Source organism: Providencia zhijiangensis, assembly GCF_030315915.2.
In the GTDB taxonomy this organism is placed as follows: domain Bacteria; phylum Pseudomonadota; class Gammaproteobacteria; order Enterobacterales; family Enterobacteriaceae; genus Providencia; species Providencia zhijiangensis.
In genome coordinates, this window is record NZ_CP135990.1 from 852,540 (window position 1) to 865,059 (window position 12,520).

General features: G+C 42.1%; 12 protein-coding genes. 7 read left to right on the plus strand and 5 right to left on the minus strand.

The features are described from left to right. Positions 1–73 precede the first annotated feature (73 nt). Positions 74–673: an FMN-dependent NADH-azoreductase gene (locus tag QS795_RS03765; RefSeq protein ID WP_181478074.1), complete on the minus strand. Its 600-nt coding sequence runs from the start codon at positions 671–673 to the stop codon at positions 74–76. 103 nt (positions 674–776) lie between these two features. Between QS795_RS03765 and QS795_RS03770 the strand changes: the two genes are divergently transcribed. The 7 genes from QS795_RS03770 (at position 777) to QS795_RS03800 (ending at position 7,760) form a co-directional block, all read left to right on the plus strand. After that, positions 777–1,688 (plus strand): LysR family transcriptional regulator, encoded by a 912-nt coding sequence (locus QS795_RS03770; protein WP_154604510.1) that lies wholly within the window; start codon positions 777–779, stop codon positions 1,686–1,688. Between the two features lie 206 nt (positions 1,689–1,894). Beyond that, positions 1,895–2,587 (plus strand): sugar-binding protein, encoded by a 693-nt coding sequence (locus tag QS795_RS03775; protein ID WP_286270966.1) that lies wholly within the window; start codon positions 1,895–1,897, stop codon positions 2,585–2,587. 187 nt (positions 2,588–2,774) lie between these two features. Then, a complete protein-coding gene (murQ, locus tag QS795_RS03780; RefSeq protein WP_286270964.1) occupies positions 2,775–3,695 on the plus strand; it encodes an N-acetylmuramic acid 6-phosphate etherase in 921 nt (306 codons plus the stop codon). Between the two features lie 53 nt (positions 3,696–3,748). Then, positions 3,749–5,113: a PTS transporter subunit EIIC gene (locus QS795_RS03785; protein WP_286270962.1), complete on the plus strand. Its 1,365-nt coding sequence runs from the start codon at positions 3,749–3,751 to the stop codon at positions 5,111–5,113. A gap of 15 nt (positions 5,114–5,128) precedes the next feature. After that, positions 5,129–5,971 carry a MurR/RpiR family transcriptional regulator gene (locus QS795_RS03790; RefSeq protein WP_286270960.1) on the plus strand — a complete coding sequence of 281 codons (843 nt, stop codon included), beginning with the start codon at positions 5,129–5,131 and terminating at the stop codon, positions 5,969–5,971. 6 nt (positions 5,972–5,977) lie between these two features. Beyond that, on the plus strand, positions 5,978–6,760 hold the full coding sequence (locus QS795_RS03795; RefSeq protein WP_154604515.1) for a sulfite exporter TauE/SafE family protein: 783 nt from the start codon (positions 5,978–5,980) through the stop codon (positions 6,758–6,760). A gap of 472 nt (positions 6,761–7,232) precedes the next feature. Next, positions 7,233–7,760: a hypothetical protein gene (locus QS795_RS03800; RefSeq protein ID WP_286270955.1), complete on the plus strand. Its 528-nt coding sequence runs from the start codon at positions 7,233–7,235 to the stop codon at positions 7,758–7,760. Between the two features lie 206 nt (positions 7,761–7,966). On the opposite strand, the gene QS795_RS03805 is transcribed toward QS795_RS03800, so the two are convergent. From QS795_RS03805 to fixC, 4 genes are all read right to left on the minus strand, one after another. Next, entirely contained in the window at positions 7,967–8,878 is a 912-nt protein-coding gene (locus QS795_RS03805) for a nucleoside hydrolase (RefSeq protein WP_318626890.1), read from the minus strand. A gap of 605 nt (positions 8,879–9,483) precedes the next feature. Next, positions 9,484–10,806 carry an MFS transporter gene (locus QS795_RS03810; RefSeq protein WP_286270949.1) on the minus strand — a complete coding sequence of 441 codons (1,323 nt, stop codon included), beginning with the start codon at positions 10,804–10,806 and terminating at the stop codon, positions 9,484–9,486. Between the two features lie 97 nt (positions 10,807–10,903). Continuing rightward, positions 10,904–11,191 (minus strand): ferredoxin-like protein FixX, encoded by a 288-nt coding sequence (gene fixX / locus QS795_RS03815; RefSeq protein ID WP_154604519.1) that lies wholly within the window; start codon positions 11,189–11,191, stop codon positions 10,904–10,906. After that, positions 11,188–12,474: an FAD-dependent oxidoreductase FixC gene (fixC, locus tag QS795_RS03820; protein ID WP_036954109.1), complete on the minus strand. Its 1,287-nt coding sequence runs from the start codon at positions 12,472–12,474 to the stop codon at positions 11,188–11,190. Before fixC ends, fixX begins: the two co-directional genes overlap by 4 nt. Between the last annotated feature and the right edge of the window lie 46 nt (positions 12,475–12,520).

A 12,520-nucleotide genomic window follows, 5' to 3' on the forward strand; every position in this document is an offset into this window, starting at 1 on the left:
TTCGTTAATTAAATGAAAACAAAATCCCCACGGATTAAATAATGTAGAGTGGGGATTTATTTAATTATGAAACTTAATGATGAATGAGAAGCATTAATTGTTGTTGAGCTTTGGCGAGTCCTGCCTCATAACCTTCGGGTTTCATATCTAAACCTTCTGCATAGACAAACTGAACATCGTTAATACCCATTAACCCTAATACAGAGTTTAAATAAGGGGTAATTGCATCGGTCTCTTGCCCATAATGAATGCCGCCTCGAGCACTAAACACCAGCGCTTTGACATTTTCTACTAACCCCAGTGGGTAGGTTTCGGTATAGCGAAAAGTTTCTCTAGCACGAACTACTAAATCAAACCAATTTTTCAATTCAGTTGGTACATTGAGATTGTACATTGGCGCACCAAGGAGAAGTAAGTCACTCTCTTTAAGCTCTGCAATCAGTTGGTCAGAAAGCTCTGCTGTATTTTTTAAATCAGGATTGCTAATTTCCGCGCCTCTTAATGCTGCGAAACGGGCTTGATTGAGAACGGGTAATGGGTTTTCTGCCACATCACGCTCGATAACACAGTCTTGATAGCCTTGGGCTTTACGTTCATCCAGATATTGCTGAATTAAGGTATTGGTTTGCGATTGTGCACCGTTAATACTGGATTTGATAACTAAAATTTTCATCGAATTGTTCCTTATCAACTTAGGATGTGGCCAGTATATCTGGCTTGATAAGTTGACAATGAGTGATATTCTTTCCTTATATTGTTTCCAATTGGGCACCAATATGAACAAGTTAGATTTGAACTGTTTACCTATTTTTATTGCTGTGGTTGAGAGCGGAAATTTTACCGCGGCATCTGAGCGGCTACATGTAACACGTTCAGCTGTGAGCAAAAGTATTTCGCGTTTAGAAAATAGCCTAGGTGTTTCATTGTTTCAGCGGACTACCCGTCAGCAAACATTAACAGATGATGGAATGGTACTTTATGAATATGCGAGTCATGCGCTGAATTCTCTGCAAGAAGCGTCAAATTTCTTGGAAAGTGGCAAACGTAATGTTGAAGGGAAAGTCTGTATTACCGCTCCTCGGCTATTGGGAAACTTATATGTTGTCCCGCTGCTGATTGAGTTAATGAGCCTTTACCCTAAATTGGAAATTGAGACGTTATTGAATGACCGGAATGTGGATTTACAGCAAGAAGGGGTTCATGTTGCAGTGCGAGTGGGGCAACTGGCTGATTCAAACCAATTGATTGCACATGAAATTGGCCACCATAAAATGATTTTTTGTGCCTCCCCCGATTATTTAACGGCAAATGGTACGCCGACAGCACTTTCAGAATTAGAAAAGCATCAACTTATAGCCTACACACAAGGCGGACACATTTTGCCTTGGCAAGTGTATGACCGAGCTCAGCAAGAGCACCGCTATTTACCCACCAGTAAATTGGTTATGGACGATATGCAAACAATTATGTTGGCGGCAATTCAAGGGGCGGGAATTGCGTATTTACCACAGTGGTTGGTGCAAGAAAAAATAGACTCGGGGCAGCTTGTTGAGGTTTTATCTGACTATCAAAGTGTTCGTTACCCAATTTCTGTCGTGTGGGTCGCAACGTCCTTTCTACCGCTAAAAATAAGAGTGGTTATCGATGCGATTCGTGAAAAGTTAGCCTTAAATTTAAGGTCAGAATAGTGAAATTATAAACAGTGAGCCTCTTCACAATGTGAGGGTTTTTATTGAACATGCCTTGCTCTTGGTGAAATTTTAATTCTATATTCGTTATATGTTATGAAATTTAATTTCTTTGCAGTTGTAAAGAATACTGTCATAACGATTCCGTTATAAAAAACACCATGATGTTATTCGCACATTATAAAACCGATAAAGTGAGGCAAGGCATGAAATTAACTACCCTATTTGCAGCAACAACCTTGTTAGTGACCGCCAGTGTAGCGGCAAAAGAGTACCCCATTCATCATACTGTGCAGATTAATTCCCTTGAAGATGCTCAAAAAGCAGCAGTTTGGGAGCAGGCTGAAGTGCTCACTGACTTTATCTATCCGTGGGAAAATGAGACACCACCAAAAACCGATTTCCGTGCATTATGGAGCGATAATGCGCTCTATTTTCGCTTTATTGCGGATGATAAAGACATTCAGCTAGGCAAAGACGCTGATAAAGATCAGGCGGTATTGGGCTCAGATCGCGTGGAATTATTCTTTGCAACCAGCCCTGAATTAAAACCGTATTACACGGCTGAAATGGATCCATCAGGTCGTACATTTGATGCGAAAGCCAATTTTTACCGTGAAGTAGATCCAAGCTGGAATTGGCAAACACTGAAAACGGTTGGGCAAATTACCCCTGAAGGTTATGTGTTAACGGGGAAAATCGATCTGGATGAATTCACTAAGCTGAATCTTTGGCAAGATAGTGACAAGAAAACCTTGATGTGCGCCATTCTGCGCGGCGAGTTTAGTGCCGGTGAGCCTAAGCAAGTGCGTAAGTGGATCAGTTGGATCAAGCCAGATTCAGTGAAGCCAGACTTCCATATCCCTTCCGCTTTCGGAAGCTGTAAGCTCGTCAAATAACCCTCATCCGGTGGTAGCCTTAAACGGTTTATAACGTTGCCACCGGCTCTTTCACACTTTTTCATGTTGTTGTTGTGAGACCAGTCACGTAAATCATCACAAGTGAATAACTTGTTATGATTAGAATTGAAATTAAAATTCATAAATAGTATTTTTTAATGAAATATAGTTTCAGTTGAGGTGTGCCATGTCAGTAACCGAAAATACGCTTAGTGATTGTTTGAACAATGAACTTAACCAGGACACATTGCAGTTTTCTCGCTTAGATACCTTATCGATGTTAACGGTGATCAATCAGGCTGATAGCACGGTCGCAACGGCATTGCAGTCGGTATTGCCAGAGCTTGCCAATGTGGTGGATGTGATTGCGGATCGTTTAAAACAAGGCGGGCGGATCTTTTATGTAGGCGCTGGCACCAGTGGGCGACTGGCGGTATTAGACAGTGCAGAGTGTCCGCCAACATTTGGTACATCGCCAGAAATGGTGCAATCGATTATTGCGGGCGGTCATTCGGCTATGTTGAAAGCCGTTGAAAATATTGAAGACTCAACGGAAGCGTCGGTGAAAGAGCTACAGGAACGCGGCGCAACGGAAAAAGATGTGATTATCGGTATTGCGGCAAGTGGACGAACGCCATTTACCCTAGCTGCGATTGAATATGGTAATCAAATCGGGGCATTAACCGTGGGGGTAACCACCCGTGGACACGGTTTGCTCAGTGATTTAGCGCAGTATGCCATTGCGCCGGATGTGGGGGCGGAAGTACTTTCTGGCTCCACGCGCATGAAAAGCGGGACTGCACAGAAAATGATTTTAGGCATGCTAAGCACCTGTGTCATGGGGCGCTTAGGGCGAATTCATACCAATTTAATGGTCGATGTGATGGCGAGTAATATTAAATTACTGCGTCGTGCTGAACGTATTGTAGGGGAAGTGTGCGGGATTGATGTAGACACTGCAGCAGCATTATTGAAGCAAGTGGATTACCACCCGCGTCGTGCCATTTTAATGAATGAATTGAATATTACTGCACAACAAGCGACAGAGATTGTTCAGCGCAACCCGAATACCAGCTTGGATTCGATGCTAAACAGTCACAGTGAATAGCGTAAAACATAACATAAACAGAGTCATAACTCAGTCGACACCGGGGAAATCCTATGGCTAATAAGATAGAACATCTGGAAGTGCTCGCCAGAGAAATAGAAAAATATGCGGGCGGGTTTGAAAACGTGGGTACCTTAACCCACTGTATGACGCGTATCCGTCTGGTTTTAAAAGATAATAGTAAATTTGATGCAGATGCACTCAAGCAAGTGGAAGGCGTGAAGGGCGTTGTCTTTAACGGTGAACAACAGCAAGTGATTGTGGGCATGGGGACGGCGGCAAAAGTCTTCTCTGTGATGAATAAAAGAATGCAAAACAGCGGCGTGGCGAGTGATGAAAGTACGCCATCAGCGCCAGAGAAAAAATCGTTCTCTATCCGCCGTATGCTGAATACATTAGCCGCCATTTTTGTCCCAACCATTCCTGCGCTAATTGGTTGCGGTCTAATTATGGGGTTGATTAATATTGTGCGTTTAGTGGCGCCGGGAGTAGTTGAGCAGTTCCCTGAGCTGTTTAAGTTATTAAAGCTGATCGGTAGCGCCGTGTTTACTTATTTATCCATTATGATTGGGGTAAATACTGCGAAAGAATTAGGCGCATCAACATCAATAGGTGCGGTGATGGCAGGGCTTTTAGCGATGCCAGGCTTGGCCGATATCACCTTATTTGGTGAAAAACTCCAACCAAATAGCGGCGGAATTTTCGCGGTGCTGATGGTGGTGGTGTTCTCCTCTAAATTTGAAGTGTGGTTTAGAGGTATCATCAAAGAGAGTTTGGATCTGATTGTGACGCCATTTGTGACGATTTTAGTCTCAGCAATGGTGGCGTTAGTCGTCTTCCAACCTGCGGGTCATTATCTGAACCAAGTGCTGGCGCAAGGGGTTTCTGTGGCGTTGCTGAGTAGTGGCGGCGGGGCAGTAGCAACGGGCGGCATCTTAGGTGGCAGCTTCCTGTTCTTATTATTAACTGGTCTGCACCAAGGTTTGATCCCCATTCACGCGGAAATCCTACAAACTTTTGGTTTGAACTATTTATTCCCGATCTTAGCTATGGGCGGAATGGGACAAGTCGGTTCATGTTTCTGGGTGTTCCTGAAAACCAAGAATCAGCGTTTAAAGAAAACCTTAGTGGGGGCATTACCCGTCGGTATCTTCGGTGTGGGTGAGCCATTACTGTTCGGGGTTTCCTTACCGCTGGGTAAACCGTTTATTGCAGGCTGTATCGGTGGGGCCGCGGGCGGTGCGCTGATGGCGTTCTTCCATGTGGGGATTATCATTCCATTTGGTACCGCGGGTTTATCCTTAATTCCGCTGGTGGGTGATGGGCAAATTCTGGATTTTCTGATTGCGGTAGCAGGCGCATGGATTGTCGGTTTCATTGCCAGTATGATAATAGGCTTCAACGATCCAGAAAAATAATAAGAAGGTATAGCCATGTCAGCACTGACAGTAAAATTGGAAAGCTTATTGACGAGAGGCAAAGGCACAGAGCAGCGTATTGCAAAGTTTTTGCTGGAATATCGCGATAGCCTTGTGGCAATGAATGCCGCTGAATTGGCTCGTGAGGCTGGCGTGAGCAGTGCATCCGTCATTCGTTTTGCAAGGCAAATGGGCTACCGTGGCTATCCTGAATTTAAGGTCGATTATCTATCTGACGAGAAGCAACACAAAGCGGAAAGTTTGTATGGCAATCTGAGCCGTAACGATGACACAGCTCAGATTATCGCGAAATCTGGGCAGTTATTTATTAGCGCGATTGAGAAATCCTTAGAACTGCTAGAGCCCGCCGCGGTTGATGCCATCGCGCAAAAATTGGTTGAAGCCAAGCGCATTGTGCTATTTGGTATTGGCTCGTCTGCGATTGTAGCGAATGATATTTTCCATAAGCTTATTCGCGTTAATAAATCGGCGTTATTTAGCCCTGACTTGCATGTGCAACTGAGCTATTCGGCAAATTTAGGTGAAGGGGATCTCGCCATCGCCGTGACAGCAAGGGGCAATACGCCAGAAATTAACCGAATGCTGAAGTCGGCACATGAAAATGGCTGTACGACGATTGCTTTAACGCGCTTTGGGCAAGATGATGCGGCGCGTCTCGCGGATTTAACGCTGCCATATTACTATGATGAACAACACTCTCAGCTGGGAGTGATCACGCCTCAAGTATTGCAGATGGTGATATTCGATACGCTATTTTTCAAATATTTAACCCTTGCCAATGAAGATGCAGACATCGCATTGCAAAAAGGTCGACAAGCCGTTACTCAGGCAGGATAAACCACCATGATTGTCACAGAGTTAGCCATCGGCGCACTGATTGGCTTGATTATAAGCACAACCGGTGTGGGCGGCGGTGTGATTGTTTTACCCATACTGACTTACTTTTTTGGGCTTAATGCCTTAGCTGCAGTGGCAACTGCTAACTTTCTCTCTATGCTGATGAAGGTCTCTTCGTCATACATGCATTTTCGCTTAGGCAATATTCCACTAAAAGGGGCATTGATAGTTTTGGCGATTATGTTGCCAAGTACGTTTTTATCCAGCCTGTTTGTGACGTGGCTAGGCAGTATCCCTGCTTATGAAAAACAGGTGGAGTGGGGCATTAATGTGTTGGTCTCCGCGGCTATTATTTTTTCGTTGTATTTATTTATTCAACGGATGTTTTTTGCTAATCCGCGTAAAAAAGTTGCCGTGAAAGAAAATCAATTGAAAGCGATGGCGATCCCGGCGGTATTGGCGGGAATAGTATTAGGTGCAACAGGGGTTGGCGGCGGAGTCGTGGTTCTGCCAATGTTATTGCGTTATATGGATTTAAATATCAAGCAAGCCATTGGTACATCGATTGTGGTGACGACCGTGTTATCGGGCTCTTCGGCGCTAGCTTATGCGCAAGATGGTCATACGGATTTAAAACTGGCATTAATTTTGTGTGCAGGGGCTCTGTTAGTGATGCCGCTGGCAAAATATTTACTGGTGAAATTGTCTGAACGGACTTTCCAATATATTACGTTACTGCTGATTTTATGCAGTGCGGTGATGATGACTTGGAAAGTAATTATGCCGTAAAGATGAAATAATTCTTTTTCTTGCTCGCCAACGTTCTTTCATTAGTCTGAAATTGATAGTTTAAATATGGTTATATTTAAACTATCAATGTTATTTTTCATTTGATCTCCATCTAAAAAAGAAAATCAATTTTTAATATAAAAATAAATATAATTGATTTTTTGTTTGTTTAATTGAAAAAATATTATCATTAATAAAATGTTGGACTATAATCAATTTTGATTTATTAATAATGAGTCTATTTTTGATTTTCATGGAGTGGTTTTTATTATTGAATTTTAATTCATGGCGCTATCTTTTTTGTATGTGTAATAATTGATGTTGTTTCTTTGTTTTAAACAATTGATATTGAATTAGATGCTCTTATAAAGATACGGTTTTTAATTAATTTAAAATTGCGATTTGTATTTTGGAAAACATGTTATTTATTTTTCAAGAGTATTGAAAAGCATCAATCCCAAATGATTATATTATGAAATATCAGTTAACCCATACGTATAGCCGTTCAACACAGTTTTATGGTGTTGAAACAAATTTAAGCCTAGATCAATTTCAACAAGCTTGTGCTTATATTCAGTTAATTAGAGATAAGCTCCCGAGTTTTTCATCTTCGGATGATTGCCTAGTTGAGTGTGAAATTCTTTTTCTTCTTCAGATGTTTTATGGCGTCATGCCATTATATGAAAATAGTGAATTAGATGCGATTGTTGATGTTCACCATAACTGGGAATGTTATGTCATTGGTGGGAATTTGGCGTTAATAAACCAATATGCGATATGTAATGCAAGCATTATTATGCTGGAATTTCTTCGCTATAAATTACAGACAAAACTCAATATTGATTCTAATGAAAAAATAAAAGTTGATTTAGCTCGGATAGATTCCTTATTAAGCGGCCATTTTTTAAAAAAAGAATGGGAATTGAGAGATGTTTATGGAAATGATCTTACGGGTATTCAATTTTTAATAAGCGATAAAGTTGAATTAATCTCTAAATAACCGACAGAAGCTGAAATCTAGCTAGATGAATTTTTTAGTTTACGGAAAGTAAAAAAGCGTCACTCGATGAAGTGACCCCCAATAGTTGAATAACCAATTGCTGGGGGGCTTTTTATGCCAAAATACAATCGTGATGTAAAAATTATCATTTCAATAGATGCGTATCAGAGATTCTGAGTATTTACCTTGTTGAGGTAAGCTTTATCTCAAAGAGTTAAAATATGCTCTGCAATTAAAGACATCAATTTCGATGCATCGACATCAGTAATAATTTTACAATTCATCGTTTCTAAACCGTGATGAGTAACATTAGGTGTGGTAGCAAAACTATGGCCAAATAATCTTTTGGACTCATATTCAATAGTGATAGAACCTTCAACACCTGAAAAAATTTCAGGGTGAATTAGGTAGGCAATAACGCAGGGGTCATGAAGGAAAGGATCAAATTCGGCATATCTTCGGCACATTTCTGCCACGGTCTGAGCAATAACACCACCTTTTTCCAAAGCAGTACACAAACCCGCTCTTATATCAGCTTTGCTTGTTACATCCAAACCAAGCATAGTGATATGCCGCGCACTATCAAAAACAATATGAGCAGCATGAGGATCGACATAAAAATTAAACTCAGCGGCTGGTGTTATATTTCCTTGTGTAAATGCAGCGCCCCCCATGACAACAATATCTTTTATATTATCAACTAATTTTGGTTCTTTAATGATAGCTAAAGCAATATTGGTGAGGGCGGCTATTGTGCATAATGTTATTTCACCAGGATTTGACATGACAGAATCAATAATAAAATCTACCGCGTGACCAGAATCATTGTGGTGCTCAGATTCAGGTAGGAGTATCCCAGCTAGCCCATCTGAACCATGAACATTAGTTTTATTTCCGGTTTTGCTCATTAATGGACGATCACAGCCTTTAGCGAGAGGAATATCTAACCTATTCGCTAATGTCAGTAATTTTTTTGCATTACAGTGAACCTTTTCTAACTCTACATTCCCAGCGACTGTCGTTATCCCGATTATTTCTATTTCAGGTGATGCCATAGCGAGAAAAATAGCCACTGCATCATCAACTCCAGGATCACAATCTATTATTATTTTATGCATTTTTACTCCTTGATTTATATTTTATTAATTAGAAAGGTGAAAGTATTAATAATTAAATCTAAAGGTTATATTTAAATAATCTGGTTTTAGAACGTATGAAAGCTAAAGATAGAAGAGTTGCAAGAATCAAAATAGAGAAAATCTACCTAATGAGATCTTTTTGGTTAAAATTGCGACTTTAATAAGTTATATAGATTATCAGAAATTGAAGTTTAAAATTAATTTGTTATTGCGTAAATAATTGCATGAATGATTAAAATCTAACGATATTGAAATATATTAATCTAAAAGATGCTGTTTTGTTGAGCGTTTTTTAAAGGATAACCCTAGAAATGTGAATTTCATCGCATTTATCAACTATTTATCGGGCGGGTTATTTTTTTTATGAGGAAATAAAACGTAAATCAAGAGAAATCAAATAGTATTATATTTTGTTTTTAATGGTAGATTTTAATTAATCAGCTGGGTATTTTTATTCAAAATAGGGAGGCGTTGTCTATTTACCTGTTTGCTACAAAGAATACTCTTTTACATTCATGTTCGTGTGAACAAGAATAAATAGCATGTCTTTTTCTGCTTGATTAATCGTAATCACTAACAAAAGGCTATTTTCTTTTCATTATGCTCATCTTGGAGGTTTGCGCTAAAGTTAACCCTTTGGTTTCTGGCGCAAATAGGATAGAAACGACTAAGCCAACTAACGAAACGCCTGCCCCCATGAGTACCACATGGCTAATGCCATATTCGTGAATAAAGACAGGCAGTGCCCACGTTGAAAAAATGGTTCCGATGCGGCTTATGGACATAATCACGCCAACAGCGGAAGCGCGAATATCGGTCGGGAAAAGTTCGTTCGGATATAGCCATTGTAATATTCCTGGCCCGCCAGAAAAGAAAGCGTAGATACCGAACATAATGATCACCAAGCAGATCCCTAGGTTGGAGAATAAACCGAGGATCGCCAGTGCGCAGGTCATAATTGCAAAGCTGCCTATCAGTAATGGCCTTCTGCCCATTCGGTTGAGCCAGTACATTGCAGGTAAACAGCCGAGCATAAAGAATAGGCTAATGACGACATTGCCGAGCGCGGCATTTTTCCCTTGATCCCAACCAAGTTCCCCGACAATTTGTGGGCCAAATGTGTAAATGGCAAACATAGGGATCACTTGGCAAGTCCAAATCGTCGCGGTGAATAAGACAAAGGAGAAGTGTCGTTTGGTAAAAATATCGATAAAGCGGGTTTTCTTTTGTTCTTCTGCTTCAAATACCACAGGTTGGCCAAATAATTTGGTCATCATCTTTTGGCACTCTTGATGTCGGCCTTTGCGGATCAGCCAAAGTGGCGATTCAGGTAAATCAAAGCGACCGATTAAAATCACGATGCAGGGGATTACGGCACTACCGAGCATCCAGCGCCAGCCACCTTCAATATCATATAAAGCATAACCCACAAGGTTGGCGCAAGTGGCGCCGACGTACCACATTGCCGCAATAAACCCGACAGCAAAAGCGCGCTGTTTAGTATTAGAGAACTCGGTGATCATCGACGTGGCTATCGGGTAGTCAGCCCCGATGACAATGCCAATTAAAAAGCGCATTAGCAGAAGCTGTAAAGGCGTTGAAACAAACATCGTGGCGACGGAGATTGCACCAATGGCCACAATATCAATCAGGAACATTTTACGGCGACCGACTTGGTCGCAGATATAGCCAAATAAAGAGGTACCGATAAACAGCCCCGCTAACGTGGCCGCACCGAGTAAACCAATCCACTCATTACTTAAATTAAGTACTGGAGTGAGCTGCTCTAAGGCAACGCCAATGAGGACTAATACGTAACCGTCAAGAAAAGGCCCACCGCTGCCCCACAACATAATGCGGCGGTGGACTGAGGAAAACTGGATGTCATCAAAGCTTTTAGGTTGCATAGTCGTTACCTGCATTAGCGCAATAAAATAAAAAAAAGCTCTCGAAGCAATATAACTTTATGGGATAACTTCGCTTCGAGAGTAAGCGCTAGCTATATCAGCCGTATCGAAACTCAATACCGAAAGTACCGCGTGGATATTCCCATTTTTCCAGTGCGCTACCGAGACCCAGAATGCGGCATGTCCCACATTCAAGACAGCCGGCATAATCAAAACGTACCGAGCCATCATCTTGTTTTTTATACAAACCTGCTGGGCAGGCTTTGGTTAATATTTCGAGTACCGCCATATCAGGTTGTTCTTTGATAACGATATGGGGGATCTCTTCATCGACATTAAATTTGTTAATACCGAGTTTGACATCAACGTTTACGGGAGCACTCATATCGCTCTCACTCCTTTAATTCCGTCTTTAATTAGGTTCATAAAGCCGACTTTTTTCGCATGTTGCAGCATGGTTTTGCGCAGAGGCACTGGGGCTTCATCTGAGATGGTGAACAGTTTTTTGGCAATACCAAGTGCCATCTCCGGGTATGCGGTAAACATGCGCGGGTTATCTAAGAATTCAGGCATTCTTTGGTAGGCTTTCATATCGCGCAGTGGGCCTTGTTCCAGCAAAGTGAGGTATTCGCTTAGGCCTTGCTTGCTAAAGTCCTCTTTTTTCATTGCGCTGAGTACGGCTTGAGCTGCGGCTTCACCTGAGGCGACGGCTAAATCCATACCGCGGATGGTAAAGCCTAAGTTCATGCACATACCTGCGGCATCCCCAGCAACAAGAACACCATCCCGAACCAGTTCAGATTGCATTTTTAAACCCGCTTCAGGCACCACATGGGCGGCGTACTCAATCATTTTTCCGCCTTCAATTAATGGTGCGACAGCAGGGTGCTGTTTAAAATCTTCGAGCATTTGTGGAACGGATTTTTTGGCATCTTTAATGTGGTGTAGACCACACACCAGCCCTAACGAAATCGTATCTTCATTGGTGTAAAGGAAACCACCGCCCATCAGTCCATCGGTTGGCGAGCCTGCAAATAGCCACGCAACACCTTCGTTACCTTGGAGGTTGAAGCGGTTTTGTAAAACGTCTTTTGGCAGCTCAATCAGTTCTTTGACGCCGACAGCGACATGCTCGGCACTGACGCGTTTTGTCATGCCCAATTGTTCTGCTAGAAGGGAATTTACGCCGTCGGCAAGGATCACCACTTTGGCTTCGAGTACATCACCGTCAGCTTCGACGCCAACGACTTTGCCATCACGTTCAACCAGCTTATCAACGCGGATCCCTGTGATGCACTGTGCGCCTGCATTTTCAGCTTGTTCAGCCAACCATGGATCCAGTTTTCCACGCAGGATGGACCATGAGGTTTCTTCGGGTTTTTGCGGGTCACCATTTTGGTAATCCACCGTCATTGCACCGGTTTCGGTCATAAAAGAGAGCTTTTCGTGGGTGATCATGCGCTCAATAGGCGCTTCTTTGGTAAACCCAGGAATGATCCGCTCTAAACTGTGAGCATACATGCGCCCACCTGTTACGTTTTTGCCGCCCGCATAGTTTCCTCTTTCAATTAGGAGAACTTGAGCACCTTCACGGGCAAGTACCAGTGCAGCAACTGAGCCAGCCAGACCAGCTCCTACTATGATTGCATCAAAAATATCATCGGACATAGTGTCTCCAAACTTAATGCGGTAGTGAGGGAGTTCCCCCCACTAC

Excerpts from the sequence above, each read along its gene's own strand:
- QS795_RS03765 (WP_181478074.1), bottom strand. The coding sequence starts at position 673 with ATGAAAATTTTAGTTATCAAATCCAGTATTAACGGTGCACAATCGCAA.
- QS795_RS03770 (WP_154604510.1), top strand. The coding sequence starts at position 777 with ATGAACAAGTTAGATTTGAACTGTTTACCTATTTTTATTGCTGTGGTT.
- QS795_RS03775 (WP_286270966.1), top strand. The coding sequence starts at position 1,895 with ATGAAATTAACTACCCTATTTGCAGCAACAACCTTGTTAGTGACCGCC.
- murQ (WP_286270964.1), top strand. The coding sequence starts at position 2,775 with ATGTCAGTAACCGAAAATACGCTTAGTGATTGTTTGAACAATGAACTT.
- QS795_RS03785 (WP_286270962.1), top strand. The coding sequence starts at position 3,749 with ATGGCTAATAAGATAGAACATCTGGAAGTGCTCGCCAGAGAAATAGAA.
- QS795_RS03790 (WP_286270960.1), top strand. The coding sequence starts at position 5,129 with ATGTCAGCACTGACAGTAAAATTGGAAAGCTTATTGACGAGAGGCAAA.
- QS795_RS03795 (WP_154604515.1), top strand. The coding sequence starts at position 5,978 with ATGATTGTCACAGAGTTAGCCATCGGCGCACTGATTGGCTTGATTATA.
- QS795_RS03800 (WP_286270955.1), top strand. The coding sequence starts at position 7,233 with ATGAAATATCAGTTAACCCATACGTATAGCCGTTCAACACAGTTTTAT.
- QS795_RS03805 (WP_318626890.1), bottom strand. The coding sequence starts at position 8,878 with ATGCATAAAATAATAATAGATTGTGATCCTGGAGTTGATGATGCAGTG.
- QS795_RS03810 (WP_286270949.1), bottom strand. The coding sequence starts at position 10,806 with ATGCAACCTAAAAGCTTTGATGACATCCAGTTTTCCTCAGTCCACCGC.
- fixX (WP_154604519.1), bottom strand. The coding sequence starts at position 11,191 with ATGAGTGCTCCCGTAAACGTTGATGTCAAACTCGGTATTAACAAATTT.
- fixC (WP_036954109.1), bottom strand. The coding sequence starts at position 12,474 with ATGTCCGATGATATTTTTGATGCAATCATAGTAGGAGCTGGTCTGGCT.